At 53.5% G+C, this 22,187-nt stretch carries 20 protein-coding genes and 2 tRNA genes; 9 read left to right on the forward strand and 13 right to left on the reverse strand.

The genetic code is table 11. The features are described 5' to 3' along the window. Positions 1–359: 359 nt before the first annotated feature. A complete protein-coding gene (locus UF64_RS10975; protein WP_082049709.1) occupies positions 360–959 on the reverse strand; it encodes a GNAT family N-acetyltransferase in 600 nt (199 codons plus the stop codon). Next, positions 959–1,825 carry an N-formylglutamate amidohydrolase gene (locus UF64_RS10980; protein WP_044828602.1) on the reverse strand — a complete coding sequence of 289 codons (867 nt, stop codon included), beginning with the start codon at positions 1,823–1,825 and terminating at the stop codon, positions 959–961. The genes UF64_RS10975 and UF64_RS10980 overlap by 1 nt, the downstream gene beginning before the upstream one ends. Positions 1,826–2,080: 255 nt before the next feature. Here UF64_RS10980 and UF64_RS10985 point away from each other — a divergent pair. The 5 genes from UF64_RS10985 (at position 2,081) to UF64_RS11000 (ending at position 3,773) form a co-directional block, all read left to right on the forward strand. Next, a tRNA-Val gene (locus tag UF64_RS10985) sits at positions 2,081–2,157 on the forward strand. A gap of 16 nt (positions 2,158–2,173) precedes the next feature. Next, positions 2,174–2,250, forward strand: a tRNA-Val gene (locus tag UF64_RS10990). Positions 2,251–2,436: 186 nt separating this feature from the next. Further along, positions 2,437–2,931 (forward strand): hypothetical protein, encoded by a 495-nt coding sequence (locus UF64_RS20545; RefSeq protein ID WP_161794616.1) that lies wholly within the window; start codon positions 2,437–2,439, stop codon positions 2,929–2,931. Continuing rightward, positions 2,915–3,280, forward strand: a complete 366-nt coding sequence (locus tag UF64_RS10995; RefSeq protein ID WP_161794617.1) for a winged helix-turn-helix transcriptional regulator — start codon at positions 2,915–2,917, stop codon at positions 3,278–3,280. Before UF64_RS20545 ends, UF64_RS10995 begins: the two co-directional genes overlap by 17 nt. A gap of 22 nt (positions 3,281–3,302) precedes the next feature. Beyond that, positions 3,303–3,773: a hypothetical protein gene (locus tag UF64_RS11000; protein ID WP_044828604.1), complete on the forward strand. Its 471-nt coding sequence runs from the start codon at positions 3,303–3,305 to the stop codon at positions 3,771–3,773. Here UF64_RS11000 and UF64_RS11005 read toward each other — a convergent pair. From UF64_RS11005 to UF64_RS11015, 3 genes are read right to left on the reverse strand one after another with little or no spacing between them, the layout of a single operon-like run. After that, complete coding sequence (locus UF64_RS11005; RefSeq protein ID WP_044828605.1) at positions 3,770–4,912, reverse strand: ABC transporter permease; 1,143 nt, start codon at positions 4,910–4,912, stop codon at positions 3,770–3,772. The genes UF64_RS11000 and UF64_RS11005 overlap by 4 nt on opposite strands. 3 nt (positions 4,913–4,915) lie before the next feature. Next, the gene (rbbA, locus tag UF64_RS11010; RefSeq protein ID WP_044828606.1) at positions 4,916–7,684 is read right to left on the reverse strand and encodes a ribosome-associated ATPase/putative transporter RbbA; all 2,769 of its coding nucleotides are present in this window, start codon (positions 7,682–7,684) and stop codon (positions 4,916–4,918) included. A gap of 11 nt (positions 7,685–7,695) precedes the next feature. Next, entirely contained in the window at positions 7,696–8,706 is a 1,011-nt protein-coding gene (locus UF64_RS11015) for an HlyD family secretion protein (protein WP_044828980.1), read from the reverse strand. Positions 8,707–8,994: 288 nt separating this feature from the next. Between UF64_RS11015 and UF64_RS11020 the strand changes: the two genes are divergently transcribed. The 3 genes from UF64_RS11020 (at position 8,995) to UF64_RS11030 (ending at position 12,216) form a co-directional block, all read left to right on the forward strand. Further along, a complete protein-coding gene (locus UF64_RS11020; protein ID WP_044828981.1) occupies positions 8,995–9,204 on the forward strand; it encodes a hypothetical protein in 210 nt (69 codons plus the stop codon). A gap of 223 nt (positions 9,205–9,427) precedes the next feature. After that, a complete protein-coding gene (locus UF64_RS11025; RefSeq protein ID WP_044828607.1) occupies positions 9,428–10,909 on the forward strand; it encodes an LA2681 family HEPN domain-containing protein in 1,482 nt (493 codons plus the stop codon). A 182-nt stretch (positions 10,910–11,091) separates the two neighbouring features. Beyond that, on the forward strand, positions 11,092–12,216 hold the full coding sequence (locus UF64_RS11030; RefSeq protein ID WP_152630673.1) for a metallophosphoesterase: 1,125 nt from the start codon (positions 11,092–11,094) through the stop codon (positions 12,214–12,216). A 244-nt stretch (positions 12,217–12,460) separates the two neighbouring features. On the opposite strand, the gene UF64_RS11035 is transcribed toward UF64_RS11030, so the two are convergent. Beyond that, entirely contained in the window at positions 12,461–13,768 is a 1,308-nt protein-coding gene (locus UF64_RS11035; RefSeq protein ID WP_044828608.1) for an aspartate aminotransferase family protein, read from the reverse strand. 133 nt (positions 13,769–13,901) lie between these two features. Here UF64_RS11035 and UF64_RS11040 point away from each other — a divergent pair, with 133 nt between their 5' ends. Beyond that, positions 13,902–14,777, forward strand: coding sequence for a LysR family transcriptional regulator (locus UF64_RS11040; protein ID WP_044828609.1), 876 nt, complete (start codon positions 13,902–13,904; stop codon positions 14,775–14,777). A 38-nt stretch (positions 14,778–14,815) separates the two neighbouring features. On the opposite strand, the gene UF64_RS11045 is transcribed toward UF64_RS11040, so the two are convergent. From UF64_RS11045 to UF64_RS11075, 7 genes are all read right to left on the reverse strand, one after another. Next, positions 14,816–16,024 (reverse strand): hypothetical protein, encoded by a 1,209-nt coding sequence (locus tag UF64_RS11045; protein ID WP_044828610.1) that lies wholly within the window; start codon positions 16,022–16,024, stop codon positions 14,816–14,818. A 51-nt stretch (positions 16,025–16,075) separates the two neighbouring features. Continuing rightward, on the reverse strand, positions 16,076–16,600 hold the full coding sequence (locus tag UF64_RS11050; RefSeq protein WP_152630674.1) for a hypothetical protein: 525 nt from the start codon (positions 16,598–16,600) through the stop codon (positions 16,076–16,078). Between the two features lie 171 nt (positions 16,601–16,771). Next, a complete protein-coding gene (locus tag UF64_RS21070) occupies positions 16,772–16,900 on the reverse strand; it encodes a hypothetical protein (protein WP_255353099.1) in 129 nt (42 codons plus the stop codon). A 125-nt stretch (positions 16,901–17,025) separates the two neighbouring features. Beyond that, the gene (gene vapC, locus UF64_RS11055; protein WP_044828612.1) at positions 17,026–17,424 is read right to left on the reverse strand and encodes a tRNA(fMet)-specific endonuclease VapC; all 399 of its coding nucleotides are present in this window, start codon (positions 17,422–17,424) and stop codon (positions 17,026–17,028) included. Next, positions 17,424–17,654: a type II toxin-antitoxin system VapB family antitoxin gene (vapB, locus tag UF64_RS11060; RefSeq protein ID WP_033067331.1), complete on the reverse strand. Its 231-nt coding sequence runs from the start codon at positions 17,652–17,654 to the stop codon at positions 17,424–17,426. The genes vapC and vapB overlap by 1 nt, the downstream gene beginning before the upstream one ends. A gap of 676 nt (positions 17,655–18,330) precedes the next feature. After that, the gene (locus UF64_RS11070) at positions 18,331–18,744 is read right to left on the reverse strand and encodes a hypothetical protein (protein ID WP_152630675.1); all 414 of its coding nucleotides are present in this window, start codon (positions 18,742–18,744) and stop codon (positions 18,331–18,333) included. A gap of 111 nt (positions 18,745–18,855) precedes the next feature. Then, entirely contained in the window at positions 18,856–21,936 is a 3,081-nt protein-coding gene (locus tag UF64_RS11075) for an FAD-binding and (Fe-S)-binding domain-containing protein (protein WP_052657585.1), read from the reverse strand. Between the last annotated feature and the right edge of the window lie 251 nt (positions 21,937–22,187).

Consider the following 22,187-nt stretch of genomic DNA (forward strand, 5'->3'; position numbering starts at 1 on the left):
TTTTTGACAAAAAAATAGTCAAAAAGCTATTGCGCCCTCCCCATCGAATCAGTAATCTCCATTTGTGCGCTGCGGTAGGACGCAGTGCATTCCGGCGAGCGACTTGTCGCTCGTTTCTTGGACGTTTCCTCCCTAGACTTGGGCCGCTGTCACAGGCGGCCTTCTTTTTTGCCTAAATTCAGCCAATTAGACAAGTTTCAAGCATCTGCTCAGCCGATGAGTAACTGATGTTATTTGGAATTGGTGAAATGGTGCGGCGCAAATCAACTCATGGTCATCTGACACAGGCGCCTAGAAAAAGGGCGCTGTCCGATATGCCGTGACAACGCCCCTTGAAATGTTTGCAAGCCGTTTCGCGCCTATTTCTCGCGCGTGGGATTGCCATCCGGGGTGTCGCTGTCCCCGTCACCGAGGCCGCGCTGCATGATCACGCTATCGACCCAGCGGCCCATTTTAAAGCCGGCCGACTGAAGCGTACCGGCAACCCGGAAGCCCAGCCGCGCATGCAGCCCGATCGACGCGACATTCGCACTATCGCCGATCACGGCAACCATCTGGCGATAGCCAAGGGCGGTGACCCGTTTGATCAGTTCCGAAAGCAAGGCGCTGCCAGCCCCTTTACCGACGACTTCGGGGGCGATGTAAATCGTATCCTCGACCGTGAAACGGTAGGCGGGCCGTGTACGGTACGCCCCGGCATAGGCAAAGCCTTCAACCCGGCCGTCAACATCGGCCACCAGATAAGGCAGGCCGCGTTCGCGCACATGTTGCCAGCGCGATGTCAGTTCGGCGATTTCGGGCGCGCGTTCTTCAAACGATGCCAGGCCATGCAAAACGTGATGGCCGTAAATCTCGGTGATGCGTTCAAAATCTTCGGGTTCGGCATCGCGAATGACCAGATCGCTCAAAACGTCACTGGTATCGGTGGCGTTACTGGTGGCGGTGGTGGCGTCAGTCATTAGAACGGGTTCCCGTCGAGATCATGGAAGCGCGATATCAGATCGGTCATCTGGTCGCGCAGAACGTCAAAGCCGCGATGCGGGCTGATTGTCGTTTCATCCATATAAAGCGCTCGTGAAAGCTCGATCTGAAGGCTGTGCACATGTTCTTGCGGGCGACCGTAATGGCGTGTGCAATAACCCCCGGCATATGGATCATTGTGCGCGGGCGCAAAGCCCATATCGCGAAAACAATCTTCCACAAACCGCGTCAATGACGGGTGGCAGGAACTTCCATAGCAATCGCCAAGCACCAGATCAACGCGGTTTTTCATGCTGTCGCACGAATCCCCGGGCATCGAATGGCAATCAATCAGGATGCAATAGCCAAACGTGGCCCGCGTCTGATCAATCAGTTTTTGCAATGCCTTGTGATAGGGCCGGTAATAGGTATCAATCCGCGAAAGCGCTTCTTCAGCGGGCAGGCGGGTCTTGTAAATCTCGACCCCGCCACTGACCACGCGCGGGATCGATCCCAGCCCCGAAAGCGCACGCATCGAATTGATCTCGTTGTCATCGGGAAGATCGCCATCAAACATCCGCGGATCAAGTTCCATGGCCGCCCGGTTCACATCCACATAGGCACGCGGAAATGTCGCACACAGCAACGGTGCGCCAAGCTTGGGGGCGGCAGTGAACAGCTGATCGACAAAGGCGTCCTCGGATGCGCGCAGCTCAAACGCGCCGATCCGCGCCCGGTCAATCAGATCCTGCGGGTACTGGCGGCCTGAATGCGGCGATGCAAACACCACAGGCAGGGTTTGCCGTGGTGGCAGGATAACGGTGGCGGGGCCGGTTGTGGTAAGTTCCGAAGGCAACTGGTTCATTGTCTTTCGTAAAGTCCATCCCTTATGGCACCGTCAAGATACGGTGTAGCGCTTCGTCAAGCTCCTGCGATCCATTCGCATACTATCTTGTAGCATATGGGAATTGCCACGGAATTGATGAACATTTTTTGTCAAAAAACCATTTCTGGGGTTGCGCCAAGGTCCGCCTTGGGATAAATACCGCCTCGCCGACGCAAACGGCACAGATCATGGTTTTTGGTTACGAAGGCCTGGTCTTCTGAAAGATGGATTTGCGGGCCTATAGCTCAGTTGGTTAGAGCGTTCGCTTGACATGCGAGAGGTCACAAGTTCGAGTCTTGTTAGGCCCACCATCTTTCCCACCCATAGGGGCCTATAGCTCAGTTGGTTAGAGCGTTCGCTTGACATGCGAGAGGTCACAAGTTCGAGTCTTGTTAGGCCCACCATTCCCACCCCGCCGGGTTCCCGCGCGGGGTTTTGTGTTTGTTATGTATTTTGTATTTAGTTCACAAACACGCATAGATACCAGTCTTACTGGTCACAATTTGCGGCTGCATAAAAAACTTCTTATGTTTTTTATAGGGGTATATATTTACCGGTAAACGTTAATATTATTAACTGTGTTGACTTAAATGGCAACTTTTGAGAATTTGCAGGAGTTGGTGCGTAGCGACGCTTTGGTACCTATAAATTTGCCAATTCGAGTTTGTTCTGCGCCATCGCGTTATCTTTATGCAACTCCGAGAGCGCATGAATACATTGTGGAAACTTTGCCGCAGTTACCGCAAACGCAAATGAGTGAAGCCACTCCTTATGAACAAGTATACTCCCTGTTCAAGCGGTTTGTTTGCGGAAATGAGCTAAGTTACGGAGATGGAAATGATATTAGAGATATCAATCCTTCAGATCTAGGTGTTTGGGAACTAAAGACCGAAGATATGCGATTGTTCGGTTGGTTTCCACTTTACGATGTATTCATTTGCGATGCAGTTGATGATGCCTCGCGTATTAAAGAATTTAATCTATATGCTGGTTATCGTGATCAGTGTGTTGCTGTACGAGATCGAATGGCACTTAGTGAGCCCAAGTTCGTGGATGGAGAGTTACAGGATGTCATTTCTTTTTGAGCTGGATCCGAAGAGCGAGTTTGTTTCGGATGGGGTTGAAAAGTTTCGCCACGAAATACGTAAAAGCTACGTCGAAGCATGCGAAAAAGACCCTGAGTTGAGTCAGGCTAAAATCGCTGAGGAGCTTGGTGTAAATCGCTCAGTGATTAACCGTAGGATCAATGATGGGGCAAACCTAACTTTGAGGTCTATTCTGGAGCTTCTATGGGCGATGGATCGTGACTACGTTTTTGAGACATTTGAGCGGAAAGATGACGTCACTCATGGTGATAACTGTCCTCCAAGGGTGAATGTTGCTAGCGCGAATTCGGAGATCAAAACGCAGAACATGTCTTTCAAACTGAGTTAAGCGGGAAAAGAGAGTCTCGGATATGGATGAAGGCTTTAAAGAGTATAGCTTCCCGTTTGCTGTCGCGACGTTCTGTGAGGACATTCGTGCAGAAGAAGGTGGACGCCGCAGCCTGATGGGGGTGCTTGGAGGAAGTGTTTTCTTTCCTGAGATGCCCATAAATCTGCCATTGTTCTGTATTGTTACAGATTTACATTTGGGTTTGGACCCACAAATTCGAAACTATCGGATTGTTGTCGACGCATCTTGGCTCAGCGAACCGTTGGCATCGCATTCTCTGACAGAGGCCCAAGTCCGAGAGGCGCTGAAAGACAAGAAGGTTGTCGGGGTTGTCGGTTACAAGCTAACTGCAGATATGAAATTCCCGGGATTCAATGTGCCTGCGGAAGGTGTTGTCAGGTGCTGGATCGAATATGGTGATACCAAACTTATGGCGGGTGCCGTTCACTTTGTCCGTAGTGATCAGCACAAGGTTATCGACCGATCATCCTAACGCATCTGCGCGATACTCTTCCTGAACCGCATCGCGCTAAAGGCAAAGAAGCCAACCCCGATCGCAAACACCAGAAGAAACTCCGGCCAGACGACTTCAATACCCGCACCCCGGAACAGGATGGCTTGCGCATATTTGACGAAATGTGTGGCGGGCGAGAACTGCATGATGTTCTGAAGCTCCTCGGGCATGCTTTCAAGCGGCGTGCTGCCGCCCGAAAGCAAGCGCAACGGTAACACCACCAGAATGAACAGCAGGCCAAATTGCGGCATGGAACGCGTCATGGTGGCAAGGAAAATGCCCAGTGCCGTGGCAAAGAACAGATAGATCACCACACCGCCCATGAACAAAAGCTTCGATCCCGCAATCGGCACGCCAAGCACCAGCTGAACGACAAAAATCATCGACAGCATGCAGGCAATCAGGATCACAAGCCCATTGGCCCAGACCTTCGCCAGCATGATCTCATAGGGATTGAGCGGCATCACCAGCAAATGCTCGATCGTGCCATGTTCGCGTTCGCGAATAAGCGCCGCCCCCGACAGAATGATCGACAGCATGGTGATCGCATTGATGATCTCCATCGTGCTGGTAAACCATTCGCTTTTGACGTTCTGGTTATAGGCATAACGCGTCACAATCGACGCCGCCTCACTGCGGTTTTGCCCGGCCCAGGCCGACTTGCCGCCAAGCCATGTCGAAACCTCCTGGGCGATGATATTGCTGACATAGCCCTGACCGATCCCGGCCTGCATCATCGCAGTGGCATCGATATTAAGCTGCATTTCCGGATCGCGGCCCGAAACCACATCGGCCTCGAAACGCGGCGGGATCACCAGCACAAAGGTGAATGCGCCGCTATTCATCGCCGCATCAATATCGCGCTCGTTAATGCGCGCGGGCTGTTGGAAATAGGGTTCCAGAAATGCATCCGAAATCCGAAGCGAAAGCGCCGAGCCATCCTGATCGGCAATCGCGATCGAACCACGCCGCAAGTCATGCGAAAAGCCGGTTGCCGAATTATAAATCGCAAAGGAAAACGCCCAGACAATAAGCGCAATCAGCACCATGTCGCGCCGGAGGCTGAAAAGCTCCTTGATGCCAAGGCGATAGATATTACTGATCCGTCTGCCAAGCATGGGTTACGCCTCCTGCTTTTTCAAAAGCAGCATCGAAAGCAGGGTCAATGCCGGGAAGAAGATCAAAAGACTGATCAGTTCGGGATAAAGCTCCGCAAAGCCAAGCGCCTTGGTGAATGTGCCGACACTGATCGACATGAAATGCGATGTCGGAATCGCCTTCGACATCAGCGCCGAGACGCCCTCGAGCGAGGAAACCGGCTGCATCATTCCGGAAAACATCACCGATGGCACCATGGTCGCAATCGCGGTGCCAAAAAGGGCTGCGATCTGGGTGCTGGTAAAGGACGAAATCAAAAGTCCCAAGCCCGTGGTCGCGGTAACAAACAGGATCGCCCCGGTCAAAAGGGTCAGGCCATTGCCACGCAACGGTACCTCAAACCAGAACAGCGCCATCGCACTCATCAGGAAAAAGTTGATCAGGCCAAGCGCCACATAGGGCAATTGCTTGCCCCACAAAAACTCAAGCTTGGACACCGGCGTCACATAAAGGTTGGTAATCGATCCCAGTTCCTTTTCGCGCACCACACCGACTGCCATCAGGACGGCGGGGATAAACACCAGCAACAGCGCAATCACAGACGGCACCATGGCATAGATGCTTTTGAAATCCTGATTATAGCGAAAACGCGTTTCAATCCGCAGCGGCTGGCCGGTATCAGAACTTCCGACATCACGTTTAAGATTCTCGCTTAAATACAGCTGATGAATGCCTTCGACATAGCCATGAATGGTCTCGGCGCGAAACGGCATGGAGCCATCAATAAACGCGCCGATCTCCGGGCTGCTGCCGCGCCCGACATCGCGTCCAAACCCCGGCGGAATTTCAATCGCCAGCGTGATCTCGCCCGCAAGCAACCTTGCCTCAAGATCATCAATACTGGTCAGCGGTTCTTGTGCTTCGAAATAACGCGATCCCGACAGGTTCTCGGTATAGGTCCGGCTTTCCGCACTCTGATCACGGTCCAGAACCGCATAGGTCAGGTTTTCAACATCAAATGTAATGCCCCAGCCAAAGACCGGCATCAGGATCGCGGTGCCAATCAGGGCAAACATCAAACGGATCGGATCGCGGACCAGTTCCATGGTTTCACGCAGCGAATAGGCCCACAACCGCCGGAAACTGAACAGCGACGCATGCGCCGGTTTCCAGTTGGCCTGATCACCATTCGACGCGCTCAATGCATCTTCCGGGGCAGGGGCGGGGGTGGATTGCCCGTCCTCGCCGTCGGCCTCTTCCAAATGGCTGATAAACGCTTCTTCCAACGTCTCGCAGCCACGTCCCTTGGTGATCGCATCTGGCGTATCACTGATCAAAACCTTGCCGGCATGCATCAGTGAAATGCGATCGCAGCGCTCCGCCTCGTTCATGAAGTGGGTGGAGATGAAAATCGTCACCCCCTGATCACGCGAAAGCTCGACCAGCAATTCCCAGAACCCATCACGCGCCACCGGATCAACGCCCGATGTCGGCTCATCCAGAATCAGGATTTCCGGATTGTGAATGATCGCAACTGCCAGCGACAGGCGCTGACGGACGCCAAGCGGCAACCGTTCGCTCAGATCATCATGATAGGGGCCAAGGCCGAACCGCTCGGAAAGCTCCTTGATCCGTGGTTTGATCTTGTCTTTCGCGATGTGAAACAGATGCGCATGCAGCTCAAGGTTCTGCATCACGGTCAGTTCGGAATAAAGCGAGAAGGCCTGGCTCATATAGCCAACCCGATTGCGCAGTGCGATGTCCTGCCCATCGACCGGTTTGCCAAACAATTCCGCCATGCCCTCGGACGCATTCAAAAGCCCGGTCAGCATCTTCATGGTCGTGGTCTTGCCGCAACCGTTGGAGCCGAGAAATCCGAAAATCTCGCCTTTCTCGATCCGGAAGCTGACATCATCCACGGCGGTAAAGTCGCCAAACTTCTTGGTCAGATGCTCGGCGACAATCGCTGGCGTGTCGCCATGAATGGTGCGCTCCGGGATATTCAGTTCATGGTGATCACGCCGCTGTTCTTCCGGCAGAAGCGCGATAAAGGCGGCCTCAAGTGTGTCTGATCCGGTGCGTTCAAGAATTTCATCGGCCGTACCACTCGCCAGCACCTTGCCGTCATTCATTGCAATCAACCGGTCAAAGCGCGCGGCTTCATCCATATAGGCCGTCGCCACCAGAACCGTCATTTTGCTTTGCGTCTGGCGGATCGCATCGATCAGTTGCCAGAATTGCTGACGCGACAGCGGATCAACACCGGTGGTCGGCTCGTCCAAGATCAGGATGTCCGGGTCATGGATCAGCGCACAACAAAGCCCAAGCTTCTGCTTCATCCCCCCCGAAAGCTTGCCCGCCGGGCGCTCGGTAAAGGGATCAAGTCCGGTCGCCTCAACCAGACGTGCAATGCGTTCATCACGCTCACGTTTGCCCTGACCAAACAGGCGGCCGAAAAACTCAAGGTTCTCGCGCACTGTCAGATCCATATAAAGGTTCTTGCCAAGCCCCTGGGGCATATAGGCAATGCGCGGCAGGATCGCGTTGCGGTGCCTGGCATCCGTCATCGATCCGCCAAGCGTCTCGACCGTGCCATCCTGCACCTTGCGCGCACCCGATATCAGGGCAAGCGCACTTGATTTACCGACCCCGTCCGGGCCGATAAAGCCAACCGTCTGGCCCACCGGAATTTCAAGGCTGATGCCGTCAAGCGCTGCGACCTTGCCATAGCGGTGCGAGACGCCTTCAAGCCTTACGGCGATCTGATCAACGTGATCGGTGTTTTCCACCATGGTGGGGTACTCTATTGCGCGGTCTGACGCAGGGTCGCGTCATCAGGCACATTCGGGGTGAATTCATTCGGCCAGTCATTGTGATCGGCCAGCATGATATAGGCCTCCCCCGGAAGGCCGGTTTTCACCCGTTTGAGGTGCTCGTTAAGCAGTTCCTGATCAATCCGCACCTTGACGCGGAACATCAGCTTGTCGCGCTCGGCCCGGGTTTCGACTTCGCGCGGGGTGAATTGCGCATCATCGGCGACAAACGATACCTTGGCCGGGATGACAACGCTTGGCGCGGCATCAAGGATAATCCGCGCATCATTGCCGACAAAGGCCAGACCGGCCTGACGTGTCGGCAGGAACACATTCATATAGACATCGGTCAGATCGATCATGGTGATCACCGGACCACCACCCGATAAAACCTCGCCCGGTTCGGCAAGGCGATATTGCACGCGGCCATCGCGTGGTGCCTTCAGGACCGAATCATCAATCTGAACTTCAATGCCTTCAAGCTGGGCTGATGACGCCGCAACATTCAATCGCGAACTGGTCAGGCGCGCTTGTGCTGCTGTCAGGGCCGCCTTGGCGATATCGCGATCGGCACGGCGCTGATCGACTTCCTGTTGGGAAATGTTGTTGTTTTTCACAAGCTCTTCAGCGCGTGAAAGCTGCTGCTCGGCAAAGGAAAGCTCGCTCTCGCGCTGCACGATCTGGGCTTCGGCCTCGGCAATGCCCTGTTCGGCGGCCGCGACTTCGGCGCGCGCACGCGCACGGCTTGTCATCAGCTCGGCCGTATCCATGCGGGCCAGGATCTGTCCACGCGTGACCTGATCACCTTCCTCGACCAGAACTTCTTCGACCCGGCCGGCATATTTGGTCGCAACCCGGATTTCCTCGGCTTCAATCCGCCCGTTGCCCGATGCGATGAATTCCGGAAGCTCGGATTGCTGTGACTGCCAATAGGCATATCCACCCCCGGCAGCAGCGACAATCACCACAAGCACGATCAACACAGCACGCAAGCTTTTCATTCCATTCTCCGGTATCGGGGGGCGGACCAAGGCAGGGCATTGGCAGGCCGGGATGGGTTTTTCAATGATGGTCAAACCATCTGACCAAATGTCACATCTCTTTGCAACGCAACATTCTCTGGAATGATCCTAGGTGATTGTTTCGCTCCGGGCATTGATGTTGCGCAAAGCGCTTTTTTCGAGGGCGCTTGGAATTATGTACACAATTAAGGGTGGAATTTTATCCCTGTTTTGCCTTATTATAGCGTGTTTTCTAATGTTCAATATCTAGTTTAGATGGGGGTTCATATGGCCATAAGTGATCATGATTATGTCAACTTTTCCGAAGAATATGAGTTGAACTATCACCTGAGAAAAGTTGACAAACGTCAAACTGAAGGTAATCGGGATATACTAGTGGTGATGGGGAAAGAGCTGAAAAAAGACCTAGATAAAGCTCGTTTGACACATGCAGAGTTTCATCCATACGTCTCCAAGCAAAAACATCGATTGGAATAACTTAAATTCAGTCGGGGCTGGGGACAGTAATTCGTACATAATAACTGTCTAAGTATCTCTCGGCGCGGGCTTTCTTAATGTCCTCACTGATCGTTTCTGAACAGTGGGTTTGATAAATGATGTGCGGAGCGGATCTTTGTGTAAACGTGGTCGTGAATACTGTGCTTAAACAGTGCCTGATTTTCGATCTGGGTGAGCGTTTCTGCGGAACTCTGAGAACTCAATGAGTAATGAAACTGAACAGATCAGAACGTTATTTGAGCAGATTGACAGGGATGTTGACGAAGAGAATGAAGAAGGCTTGCGAGCTTTTGTTGAGCGTAAATCTGAGTTGCTAAAGGAGATACCTGAAGATAGTCACGCACTATTTTTTTATGGTGTTGCCAATGCGTACGGCGGCATTCGGAAGTGCCAGGGCGATGCCAAAGAGTGGTGGAATGACCCACTTAGATTTGGTGAGATTCTTTATCTTCGTAGGTCGATTTGTCACCCATCCTTTTTGTGGAGTAATCCAATTCCACGCGCTAGGTCGAGAACCAATCTTGGAATAGCGTTAAGTAGGACCGGTAGGATTGTTGATGCTATTGATCAGCTGAATTTTGCCTTGCTGCACGTTCCTGACTTTGGGATGGCTCTTTGCCATATTGGCTGTTGCTTGCTCTCTTATGCAAAACTGCTGCACGACCCTGGTCATACTGACATAGTTTTACGGGAAGCTCGAAGCCATCTCTCATCCGGTATTAAAAAGGGGCTTTGGTTTCAAGGTGAGGAGATCGCAAGAGATTACTTCGACAAGTATCTTTCTAATTTAAATGAGTATTTAAATCAGTGCGATGAAGGGTTCCCTTATCGGAGTGACCCTTACCCTAAAAGGACATCTAAGAGAGAAGTACGGTTTCGCGATTGGGCTGCCACGAGAAAGCTCTTTATTAATCCGCTAAATGATTTGGGGCATTGGCCTTTAGCAGCTCGCGATGTTATGCACTTGCCGCCTCATTCCTATGGAATTCGAGATGAGCCTAGATTTCCAAAGTTCTTCGATGTCATAAAATCTGAGTACATTGGAGCCCGAGGGTTGCTGTACGAGGCGATGGCGCTGCCTGAAGCCAGATATATGCTGAAAGATGTAACTTTGTTCGATCATTACGATGGGGGAATATTTGGCCCTCGCGTGGAGAAGTTAAAAGCCGCTTTTCGATCAGGATACTCAATACTTGATAAGGTCGCGATGTTCTTGAACGATTATTTTGAACTTGGCCATTCTGAACGCGATCTGAACTTTTCAAAGTTGTTCCAAGACCCAAAAGACCGACAACAATCCCATCCAAAAATCGCGGAGATCATGAGTTCGCCTTTGGCTGGTTTGTACTCAATCCGTGCAGACCTCTACAAAAGCGATTCTGGTTTCAGAGATGCTACAGAACCCGATGCGCGTGATCTCGCACGATACAGAAATGCTATGGAACATCGTTTTTTGACATTCCATGAATACTTGGCGTTTGCTGGAAGCAAGAACATAACGACGCAAGTTCAGATTGATGATTTCGAGGCTAAAGCCTTGCGGATGTTGAAGTTGGCAAGAGAAGCGATAATATACGTGGTTCTAGCAATGCAAAATGAAGAACTAAAGCGGCAAGCGGAAAAACCTAAGGGTAAGCTCGAGGCAACAGTCTTTGGACGTCCATATAAGCATTGCAAGATTTGAGGTTGCGAAGATATCCGTTGTGTTCTGCGACCGCTAAACTTGAACAACTGTTCTGCCTTCCTCTTTCTCTCACCAATAGAACCTATGAAGCCCCCTCATAAATATCGGCTACTTTGGCGGGGATTGTTGCCGGCGTTTCGGCTATATTGCGCCTGAATTTTTCTTAAAGGATAGTTTGTTCCGTGTTTCTGTTTCACGTCGTCGTTGGTCTTGCCTGCTTATATGTTCTGTTGCGTCATGTGCGCCATCTGGCCTGGCCGCGCTGGGCCAAGATCGCTTTTGCAGTTTTGCTGGTGATCGGATCGCAGCATCACCTTTATGCCCGCATCGCCTTTGGCAGCATGTTCGTTCCCGAATTCCCGCAACCGATTGTGGTGGCGGTCAATGTTGCGTTCGGCGTGATCTTCTTCCTGCTGTGGTTCCAGCTGGCCTATGACCTGATCGGCTTGCTGCTGCGCTGGGTGATCCTGCGTCGCAAGGTGCACGGCCCGGTCGTTTTGCGCACCATCATGTCCTTTGCTGCCATCGCACTGGCCTGCTTTGGTGTCGCGCAATCGATGCGCGTGCCTGACGTCAAGGAAATGGATGTCACCATCCGGGGTCTCCCCGACGGGTTTGACGGCTATCGTATGGTCCAGCTCACCGATCTTCACATCAGCAAACTTTATGAGCGTCCCTGGGTGGCCGAGGTTGTGGCAAAAACCAACGCGCTTGAACCCGATCTGATCGTGATTACCGGTGATCTGATCGATGGTGAATTGCCGCTGCGCTATGACGATGTCCAACCGCTGCATGACCTTAAGGCACCCGATGGCGTCATCACCATTCCGGGCAATCATGAATATTATTTCGGCTATGAAAACTGGATGAACCACTATGGTGGGCTCAATATGCTGACGCTTGAGAACGCGCATATCGTTCTTGAGCGTGGGCGCGATCAGCTCACCATCGCCGGGGTCACTGACTTGCGTGCTGATCGTACCAACCGGCCCGAACCCGATGTCGCCAAGGCGCTTGAAGGCAGCCCGGAAAACGCACCCATCATCCTGCTGGATCATCAACCAAAAATGGCCCGTGATGCAGAGCCGCTTGGTGTCGATCTGCAGCTTTCCGGTCATACCCACGGCGGCATGGTCGCCATCTTTGACAATATCGTCGCCCTTTTGAATGGCGGCTTTGTCTCTGGCATGTATGACATCGGCGACATGCAGCTTTACGTCAATAACGGCACCGCCCAATGGCCGGGCTTCGCCATCCGCGTCGGCGTGCCCGCCGAACTCACCGTCATCACGCTCCGCAAGGGCTGATCAGAAACACGCCTTTGCCTTCGTCGTCATTCCCGCGCAGAGCTTGTGCCCGCGAAGGCGGGTACGGGAATCTATATCGGTGGGCATCGGTGGCCCAAGCGACGGATTCCGGGTCTGCGCCCGGAATGACGGGGCTTCATGATCGAAAACAGAAACGGCGTCCTGATTGCTCGGGACGCCGTTTTCCTTGTGATGGTGGCACAAGGGGAGGGGCGAGAATTTGTTGGAGTGGATGGTGTAGGCGTTAGCGCGAAACACACGCCTTCACGGCATCGCCAATGATCGAAATACCCTTATCGAGTTCCTCGGAACTGATGGTCAGTGGCGGGGCAATGCGGAATACGCCGCCCATGCCCGGCATCTTGACGATATTCATGCTCAGCCCGCGCTTGAAGGCCTCCGCCATGATGGCCGCCCCCATTTCGTGGTCAGGCGCGCGATTACCGGTTTCCTTGATGATCTCCATCCCCAGAAGCAAGCCGCGCCCGCGCACATCGCCCACACAGGCATACTGATCCTTGATGGAAGACAGGCCTTCATAAAGCTGCGCGCCCATTTGCTTGGCGCGCGCCACAAGCTTCTCATCGCGCACCACATCCAGAACCGTCAAACCAACCGCGGCGGGCAGGGGGTCGGACACATGGGTGGTGTAAAACAGGAAACCCTTTTCATAGGCTGCCTGCTCGATCTCGGGCGTCGTCATGACGGCCGAGAGCGGCAAGCCAGCCCCGATGGTTTTCGATAGGGTCAGGATATCGGGTGTGACCCCGTCGCGCTGAAACGCAAACATGTCGCCGGTACGCCCGATTCCGGTTTGCGCCTCATCCAAAATCAAAAGCATGCCGCGCTCTTCGCATTTCTTCTTAAGCGCTGCGAGGTAGCCTTTCGGCAGTTCAAGGATCCCGCCGCTCGACAGGATCGGCTCGGCAACGAATGCTGCCAGATTGCCGGTCGATTGCGCATCAAGAAGCTCAAACGCATCATCAAGCTCCGTCTGCCAATCAAGCGACCCGTCAGGATGCTTGAAGCGCGGGCGAAACGCATTTGGGGCCGGAATGGCAAACGATCCGACCGCGGCCGGACCATATCCCTTGCGCCCGGCACTATAGGTCGCCGATGCAGCGACCCCGGTCATCCCGTGCCAGCTTTTGGAAAAGGCCACGATCTCATGCTTGCCGGTAACAAGCTTTGCCATGCGAATGGCGGCCTCGTTGCTTTCGGCCCCGGTCGACAGGAACAGAACCTTTTCCAATCCGGGTGCAAGGGCGGCCAACCGTTCGGCAAGCTCCACCACCGGGCGGGTCAGCATGCTGCTAAACAGATGTGCGACGGTTTCGACCTGGCGCTGCACGGTTTCGACAATGCGCGGATGGCCATGGCCCAGAACCGCAGACATCTGGCCGGATGTAAAATCAAGGATCGCGCGGCCATCGGCATCATAAACATATGATCCCTTGGCGCGCTCAATGATCGCCGGATCAAACGGGCTGCCATAGCGGATCAGGTGATTGTTGGCGCTTTCCCAAAAGGCAGCATCGTCATTGCGTGACATGGTTTCACTTTTCCCTGTGTTGATCGCTTGATGTGATGGGAAAAGCCTATCTTGTGGCGCGCAAGCGGTAAAATTGATAATGCTTGCACTCCGATATCAAAAATATTGATATCATCAACCAACGGAGCCCCGCATGCAGGCGCTGCTTGATCTCAAATTGCTGACAACCTTCGTCCGTGCCGCCCATGCCGGCACACTCAGTGCCGCCGCCATTCAGGTCGGGCGCACCCAATCAACTGTCACCATGCAGATACAGCGTCTTGAAGATGCGCTCGGTCAAAGCCTGTTTCACCGCTCGGGCAGCGGTGTGCGCTTGACCGGGGCGGGGGAGCGTTTTCTGGGCTATGCCGAACGCATCCTGCGCCTGCATGATGATGCGGTTTCAAGCTTCTCCGATCAGGGATTGCGCGGCGCGATCACCTTTGGCTGCCCGGAAGATTACCTGATCGCCTTTTTCCCAGCCCTGCTCAAAAGCTTCGGTGCCATCCATCGCGATATCGAAATCCGCGTGGTTTCGGCCCCGACGCCGGAATTGCAAAAACTCCTGCATGCCCGCCAGATCGACATGGCGCTGGTCTCGACCCCGGACATCGCAAACGGGGGCGACTTCATCCGCACCGAACAACTCGCCTGGGTCGGCAGCAAACCCACCCTCGAACTCCATGATTTCAATCAGAATACCGGGCCACAAACCCCGATCCCGCTGGCACTCGCCGCGGCAAATTCGCTCGATCACCGCTCGGCCCGCGACGCCATGGACGAAGCCAAACTGCCCTATCAGATCGCCTATGCCAGCAACAGCCTGGCTGGCCTGATCGCCGTCACCCGCTCAGGCCTTGCCATCAGCGTCATGATGCAAAAGGCCGTCCCGAGCGACCTGTTCATCCTCAAATCCCCACTACCACCACTGCCCAAACTGGGCCTGCGCGTCATCACATCAGAACTCAATCCGACGCCTGCGACCGACGCCTTCGCCGATCACATCACCAAGATGCTGCCGTTTTTGTGAATGGCAGATAATCCCGCCGGTACCCAAAACTGGTGTGTTTAAAGCAGATTGGCAGTCGGGCGGATCAGGTTCGTATCATACCAACCTTGCAGTGTTTTACTGCCAGCGTATTGCGTCCACGTCGTCACAGACTGAACCGGGTTCCAGTTGTTCGGCGCAAGAAAAACAGTCGTGCCACGCTTCTCGCTAAACGGTGAGGCGCCGTAGGTTGCGATATTCCATTTTGTTGTTTGATGGACGGAAAAATCCTGTCCGTGGCGTCCTTTTGCCCCAAATCCGCGCGACAATATACCAGGCCAACCTTCAAGCTGGAAGAAGGTGTTCGGTGCAAGCCAGGACGTGTTCCCGGCAAGCAAGGAGCATACAAACGGGCAAGGAGTTGGCGCGTCATCTGCGGTGATTGCATCAGAAAGTGCACCAAGGGCTGCACCGAATATGGTTCTTAAAGTACTGCCGGTTCGTGCGCCGATATAACCGCCAAGCATGGTGCCTGTGGTCGATCCGCCGATATCATTGGGATAGGCATATCCGGCACCGATATTGGTCAGGCCTTTTGCCCCGGAATAATGCGAATGCATATATGCGGTGCTGGTCTTCTCATAAAGTGCACCGTTTTCCTTGAACATATCTAGGAACGAGGGCGGTGTTCCGAATGGGATATCATCAACCGAGTTGATCGCAACGAAATGCGCACCTGTTGCAAACAGTTCAAGGAAAGCAAGAATATTAAATTGCTTTTGTGCTGCCGCCAGTCCCCTTGGCTGCGCAATTTCCGTGTTTGTCAGAAAAAGATCGGCGCGCTCATATCCGTCGATATCATAGACCGGTGCTGAATTCGGACCCGCGACCGGGCTGTGATACGTAATATCGGGAACATACAATGCCGAATGATTGGCCTGTACATAGGCTGCAATACTTTCAAACAGGGCAATATCCGTGGCGCGTGTGGTCGCCGGAACGCCATTTGTCGGAGTGTTTGCTATACCAAGCACATGGTTGGTCCAGATGGTGAACCAAAGCTCCAATATTGCCGCCTGGGTCGCATTATCAATCAGCCAGTAACCGGGTTGATCAGCCTGAGCAGCAGCCAGAATACCGTTTGTCATCGCGGTGGGATTGCGCACCTGACCCGTACCGTTTTGGAATAACTTGTTGATAAAAGTTGAGACAGAGTTCTGGTCTGCCGGGCTGTTCTGGTTGTAAGGGATCGGCAATGTGATTGCGTTATGTGCGGTGGCAAAATTCATGACGTGAACCCATCTTCAATTGTGTTTGATGATCGCGTTGCAGCACGTGCCTTATTTGGTTTTGAACCAGGAAGGGGCGGTGAATTTGGCTTCGGTGACTTTGGGTTTGATCGATACACCCGCCATGTTTTCCTGTGCCGTCTCGACCTCGGTATTCAAGCCAGCGGCCAACAGGTCCGCCTGCATGGCTGCCACCACGGAGCTGAGCTCGGTGCCAAGCTTTTCAAGTGTCGGGTTGTAAAGCGTGCTGGGATAGCTGGATGGACGCATCAATGCCCCTTTGGGGGCTGTTTTATTGGCGTCAATCTGCAAGTCGATCAAAGTCAGCAAAACCTCTTCAATCGTTTGGACAGCAATAAAACTTTCCTCGATCTTCGCCAGCAGGGCGATGGGATCATCCCCCTTTTTGACTGATCCACATGCGTCAACCAACTGCTGATAGGTGGTTACTTCTTCTTTAAGCAGTCTGATCTGATCGGGAATGGTTGTTTTGCTATCCTTGATCTCCACACCGGTTTGCAAGCCATCACTGATCTTCCAGATGGCATTCCATTCCGTATTGAAATCTTTCAGCATTGATCGCGCTCCGTTGCAGCGGTTTGTACCCACAGCAACGACGCAATTCAGGAAGATGTTGTGATGTGAAAAGGTGACCTTGGGGAAAAGGTCTAAGACTTTGCGAAGCCCGGTCATGGTCATGTTTGTCGAGCAAATTACCAAGATGTCGGCAGGCGGCGGTGGGTAAGGTTACGTCTGAAGTCCGGCATAGCGCGCAGTGTTACGCACACGGGGCTTCGTTTCGCGACGTGCCCCTTCGGCGTCATTGTCACGCAGCGCCTTGATGATCTTGCGGTGTTCACCAACGGACGCGCGCATGCGTTCGCGAAAAAAGGGGACAGATTTATTTTTGAAGAATGTCGCCTTTGCAAAAAAGGGAACTGTCCCTTTTCTAGGGAAGGATCACAAGTTGCGCACGAAGTTTCCCGTTACGCAGCCGTAACCTAAACCCAATTCTCCAAACGCAACCCATCCACTCGCTCAAACTCGCGGATGTTGTTGGTGACAAGGATCAGTCCGTGACTGCGTGCATGTCCGGCGATCATCATGTCATAGGGGCCGATGACGGTGCCTTTGGCTTCAAGATTGCTCCGGATTTCGCCGTAATGACCTGCGGCATTGGTATCGAAATCAAGCACGGTCAGGCGGGCGGCGAATTCCTCGATGGTGCGCAGATTGCTCTCCGGCTTGGCGGATTTCATCGCGCCATAGATCAGTTCGGCCATGGTGACCGAAGAGATTGCCAAAGCACCGCTATGGGTGGTGAATTTCTCCCGGCAGGACGGCGGGCGGTTCTTGATCACATAGATGCAGATATTGGTGTCCAGCATAAAGCGCAGCATTACAGCGCTTCCCGTTCCTGCATGGCGGGCTGGTTGCGATCTTCCATAAAGTCATCACTGACTGCATGTCCGTCAAAAAATGTGTCCCACAAATGATCGCTCGGCACAATCACGCGCGTCACCCCGACCGAAATCACCTCAACCGTTTTTGTACCTTCAGGAAAGGCAACATCCTTGGGCAAGCGAACGGCCTGTGTCTTGTTGTTTAGAAATACGGACGCCTGAGTCATGAATGCCTCCATAAGCGGGTGAGTTGTCAGGCATTGTGCGGTTTAATTTGGTATATGTCAAATGTATATACACGAAAGATTCGAGGCGTTAGTCTTCCTCAGAGTACTTTTCGGATACGTAGTCCCGAATGTCGCTGCCGATGCTTTGTGCGATGTCCCTGAACTGTTTAGGAGCGCTTTTTTGCCGCTCTCTGGTCATTTCGCGATCCAAACTTCTCTTCGTGCCAGGTATACATTCAAGATGATCCAGCAAAATGTCTTTGTATCGAACTAGCTTAGCGGAGTTTCGTTGAAGACTTTTCTTAACCGTCGCGTAGTGGCGTTCCCGTTCTCGGGCATCAAGCCCCTCTGGGCCACAATCAGTCTCAATGCCTAGAATGATGTCCGAGAACTCTCTAATTGAAAGCCCGTGTTCGCTAAGTAAGCGCTGTATTTGATCTGACACTAAGATTTGACGACCCATTTCCCGAAGCTGTCCCCAAATGTCCCCGACCACCCTCGTATATGTTGATTGGTCGATGACCATGCCCAACTTCAACCAACTTAGGAACCTAGAAAATGGCTAAATCCGCTGGGAATAAACCTGTAAATGGTCCGTCAACAACCGGGAATAAATCCGGTGGCGGTCGTGGAAATAATCCACCTAAAGGCAAGTAAATAAGCTAGAGGATGACGGTTAAAACCAGCTGTCATCCTCCCTGCATTGTTTAAAGCTATCCTTGACAGCGGTTTGGAACGATGCCTCCGAAATGTCAGGGGCGGTATTTAACGCGTTAGAAAACGTGCAAATACACAGTTCCATTACCTCTTGCTCAACTTTGGCGCGTTGAGAAACCGGTAAGTCAGAGCGCAGGGTTTCCGTCTCAACACATGCCGAAATAAGGGCGAACTCTTCTTCCATTGGTAAGCGATTTTGCAGAATCGCGTTCTCTGCCCATATTCCACCGGCAGCGGACAATGAAGTTACAATCGCCAATGTGAGAAATGGCTTGGGAACGCGCATGCGCCCTATTTTTCCAGCACATGCAACACAACGAACTTCAATGTAAGTATGTGCTTTACTATTTTTACAAACGCACTCATTCGCCATCTATATGATTTCCAAGCCAGTACGTGTGGAGTTGGGCTTCATAATAATGTCAAACTGCGAAAGGGCTACTGCCCATAAGAGCAGGGCGTTACGTGTATCTTTTTGCTTAACTCACTTTATACGAAGCGCCCCAAACAAATACTCCACCGGATGCTGCGGCTTGACGCCTTCATAGCGATCCACCTGACAGCGGCAGGAATAGCCGGTCACCAGCATGTTTGCTGCACCCGTCGCATCAACCTTCTTTTTCCAGCTCAGATCATAAAGCTCGCGCGACGTTTCCTGGTGGCGGGTTTCGTGGCCATAGACGCCGGCCATGCCGCAGCAGCCGGTTTTCTCCGTCTTGATCTTGAGCCCGAACGCGTCAAATATTTTCTGCCATTTCACACCGACATCGGGAAGCGACGTCTTTTCCGTGCAATGGGGGAACAGGCTTGCGGGCGTATTCATGTTAACGCCGTTATCAATTTTCGGCGGGGTGAGGCGGCCGTGCTCGATCTCGGCCGCCAGCCATTCATGGAACAGATGCACGCGGTAGTCCGGGCGGTTTGAAAGGCGCTGGGCGTATTCCTGCCGGTAGGTCAGGGTCACGCTGGCCTCGATCCCGATCATCGGCACGCCCGATTGCGCGATTTTGCCCAGCACGATGTCATTTTGCATCGCCTGATAGTCAAAGCGTTTCAGGAACCCCTTCACATGCATCGCCTTGCCATTGGGGCGGTAGGGCGGCACGAAAACGCGGTAGCCCAGGCGTTGCAACAGGTCGACATGGGCCAGCATCACGTTGGTATCGTAATGCGTGGTAAAGCAATCCTGCACAAGGATCACCGACTTGGCCTTTTCATCCGCCGAAAGCCCATCCAGTTCCGCCTGTTTGAACTTCCCAATGCCACGTTGACGCAGACCGGACTTAAGGCTTTGGCCGTGCAGTTTCGGCAAATCGGTAAGCCCGATGAAGCGTTTGAAAATCCAGGGCATCGGCGGGATCGATTGCAGCGCGTTAAACAGGCCCGGCGCCTTTGCCAAAAGGGGTGCCATGCTCTCAAGCGAGGCAATCACATGGTCCTTTACGGGTCTTTTGTAACGCGTGTGATAGGTCTCAAGGAACCGGGATTTCATTTCCGGGATATCGACCTTGACCGGGCATTGCCCTGCACACGCCTTGCACGACAGGCAACCGGCCATCGCCTCATAGACGTCATGGGAAAAATCCCGGCCATTGATGACGGCCAAATCCTTGTTCATCGGATCGGTGCCCACGGATAACTGGCGGATCCATTCGCGGATCATTCCGGCCCGGCCCTTGGGCGAATGGACGCGTGATCGCGTGACCTTATAGGACGGGCACATGGCATCCATCAGATCCCAGTTAAAGCACGCTCCGTTGCCGTTGCACCGCGTCGCGTTGAGGTATTCATCCCGCAGCGCATCCTCGATCTGGCGGTCAAACTGGCCGCGCATCGGCGCCTCGTCAATCGCCGTGATCGGCGTGTTTTTGGAATAGGGCGATGCGATCTTGCCGGGGTTAAGCTGCCCTTCGGGATCGAACGCTTCCTTGATGCGGCGCAGAACGTCATAAAGCTCCGGCCCGAAATAAACGGGGGAGTATTCGCCGCGGAACCCCTTGCCATGCTCGCCCCAGATCAGGCCGTTATAGCGTTTGGTGAGGTCTGCCACCGCGTCCGAAACGCGGCGGATGCGGGCCTCGTCCTCTTCATCCATCATGTCAAGCAGCGGGCGGACATGCAGGCAGCCGACATCGACATGGCCAAACATGCCGTAATCAAGCCCCTCGGCATCGAGTAACGCGCGAAACTCGGCAATGAAATCGGCAAGGTTTTCCGGCGGCACGGCCGTATCTTCGACAAACGGGGTGGCGCGGCGTTTGCCTTCAAGGTTGCCAAGCAAGCCCACGGATTTGGCCCGGATCGACCAGATGGCAGCAATTTGCGCAGGGTCGGTCGCCTGCACAAAGCCGATGGGTACAAAGTCTTCAGTCGGGTTGGCATCGAGGTAGGATTTGAGTTCGGCTTGTTTGGCGCTAACCTCGGCCTCCGTCTCGCCAACGAACTCGACGACGTTAAAGCCGCGTGTCGGCGTGTTGCTGTTTTCCGTGCCGAGAAGCTTTCCCAGCATGTGCCAGCTTTCATCCTGCTCGGCCAGTTTCATGACCTTGTCATCAATGCTTTCAATCGCGACGGGGTCAAACTGCACCAGCGTTTTGACGTGACGAAGGGCACTGTCAAAGCTGTCATAGCGGACCACGGTGACGGCCTTGTGCTTTGGCAGCGGAATGACGTGGAAGGTGATTTCCTTGACCATGCCAAGGCTGCCCTCGGCCCCGGCAATCAAAAACGACAGGTTCATGTCCCCGCAATCTGACACCGCTTCCTTGAGGTTATAGCCGGTAAGCCCCCGGTTCATTTCCGGGAAGGTTGATTTGATCTGATCCCGCCTTGGTGCGATTTCGTCATGGACCTTTTTATAAAGCTGACCGACACGGTCGGCGCGTTCCATGGTGTCCTTGGCTTCAACTGCGCTCATCGCACGGGTATTGAAATCCGTGCCATCGATCAGCACCGTGGTCATGTCATGGATGTAATGGCTGGTCTTGCCATAAATCCGCGATCCCTTGCCGGAGCTATCCGATCCAATCATGCCACCCACGGTGGCGCGGCTTGCTGTCGACACTGCCGGCGGGAAGAAATAGCCATGTGGCTTTAGCCAGGCATTAAGCTGATCAAGCACCACACCCGGCTCGACATGCACCAGGCCCTTTTCGGCATCAAAGCCCAGAATGCGATTGAGGTGCTTGGAGGTATCAAGAATGATGGTGTTATTAAGCGACTGACCATTGGTGCCGGTGCCGCCACCCCGCGGGGTGATTTTGACCTCGGAAAACTTCTCCCGCCCTGCCATTTCCATCACGACATTGATGTCATCACGGGTTTTGGGCTGCAGGACGGCGGTTGGCATCACCTGATACACGCTGTTATCGGTCGCATGGATCAGGCGGGTCGGGAAATCGGCATGGATTTCGCCCTCAAACTTGCCCTCGGCCTCCAGCGTTTTGAGGAACCCCAGCGTCAAACTGTCCAGCGACCGGTCCGGGGTCAGGGCCGGCAATTTCGAAATCACGCTTTTATTCGAAGCATTCGTAACCGGGGTGGCAGCCGGGGCAGAAACGGACATCAGGCTCTCTCAATATTCGTATGATAATATCATATGCCTTATGGGCGGGATCTCCGGTGCGGGCCGGACCCCGAAATGGCATGCCGCCCATTTGACCTGATCGCGATTGAATAGACAAATCGAAAATTCCGAAAGATTATTCAAAATAAGTGAATAATCGAGGTGTCCGGCAGGATGCTGAAAGCCACCCGTCAAAAAGTCGCCGGAAGCGGCGTTTTCAATCCTCATGCAAATTGTTTTGCCCGAAATTC

Source organism: Thalassospira sp. HJ (genome assembly GCF_000948415.1).
In the GTDB taxonomy this organism is placed as follows: domain Bacteria; phylum Pseudomonadota; class Alphaproteobacteria; order Rhodospirillales; family Thalassospiraceae; genus Thalassospira.

Coding starts and splice junctions, on each gene's coding strand:
- UF64_RS11015 (WP_044828980.1), bottom strand. CDS start 8,706: ATGAAAAGCTTGCGTGCTGTGTTGATCGTGCTTGTGGTGATTGTCGCT.
- UF64_RS11050 (WP_152630674.1), bottom strand. CDS start 16,600: ATGCTGAAAGATTTCAATACGGAATGGAATGCCATCTGGAAGATCAGT.
- UF64_RS11005 (WP_044828605.1), bottom strand. CDS start 4,912: ATGCTTGGCAGACGGATCAGTAATATCTATCGCCTTGGCATCAAGGAG.
- UF64_RS11035 (WP_044828608.1), bottom strand. CDS start 13,768: ATGTCACGCAATGACGATGCTGCCTTTTGGGAAAGCGCCAACAATCAC.
- vapC (WP_044828612.1), bottom strand. CDS start 17,424: ATGCTGCGCTTTATGCTGGACACCAATATCTGCATCTATGTGATCAAG.
- UF64_RS20545 (WP_161794616.1), top strand. CDS start 2,437: ATGGCAACTTTTGAGAATTTGCAGGAGTTGGTGCGTAGCGACGCTTTG.
- UF64_RS10995 (WP_161794617.1), top strand. CDS start 2,915: ATGTCATTTCTTTTTGAGCTGGATCCGAAGAGCGAGTTTGTTTCGGAT.
- UF64_RS11000 (WP_044828604.1), top strand. CDS start 3,303: ATGGATGAAGGCTTTAAAGAGTATAGCTTCCCGTTTGCTGTCGCGACG.
- UF64_RS11040 (WP_044828609.1), top strand. CDS start 13,902: ATGCAGGCGCTGCTTGATCTCAAATTGCTGACAACCTTCGTCCGTGCC.
- vapB (WP_033067331.1), bottom strand. CDS start 17,654: ATGACTCAGGCGTCCGTATTTCTAAACAACAAGACACAGGCCGTTCGC.
- rbbA (WP_044828606.1), bottom strand. CDS start 7,684: ATGGTGGAAAACACCGATCACGTTGATCAGATCGCCGTAAGGCTTGAA.
- UF64_RS11025 (WP_044828607.1), top strand. CDS start 9,428: ATGAGTAATGAAACTGAACAGATCAGAACGTTATTTGAGCAGATTGAC.
- UF64_RS10975 (WP_082049709.1), bottom strand. CDS start 959: ATGACTGACGCCACCACCGCCACCAGTAACGCCACCGATACCAGTGAC.
- UF64_RS11045 (WP_044828610.1), bottom strand. CDS start 16,024: ATGAATTTTGCCACCGCACATAACGCAATCACATTGCCGATCCCTTAC.
- UF64_RS11075 (WP_052657585.1), bottom strand. CDS start 21,936: ATGTCCGTTTCTGCCCCGGCTGCCACCCCGGTTACGAATGCTTCGAAT.
- UF64_RS11070 (WP_152630675.1), bottom strand. CDS start 18,744: ATGGCGAATGAGTGCGTTTGTAAAAATAGTAAAGCACATACTTACATT.
- UF64_RS11020 (WP_044828981.1), top strand. CDS start 8,995: ATGGCCATAAGTGATCATGATTATGTCAACTTTTCCGAAGAATATGAG.
- UF64_RS21070 (WP_255353099.1), bottom strand. CDS start 16,900: ATGCGCGCGTCCGTTGGTGAACACCGCAAGATCATCAAGGCGCTGCGT.
- UF64_RS10980 (WP_044828602.1), bottom strand. CDS start 1,825: ATGAACCAGTTGCCTTCGGAACTTACCACAACCGGCCCCGCCACCGTT.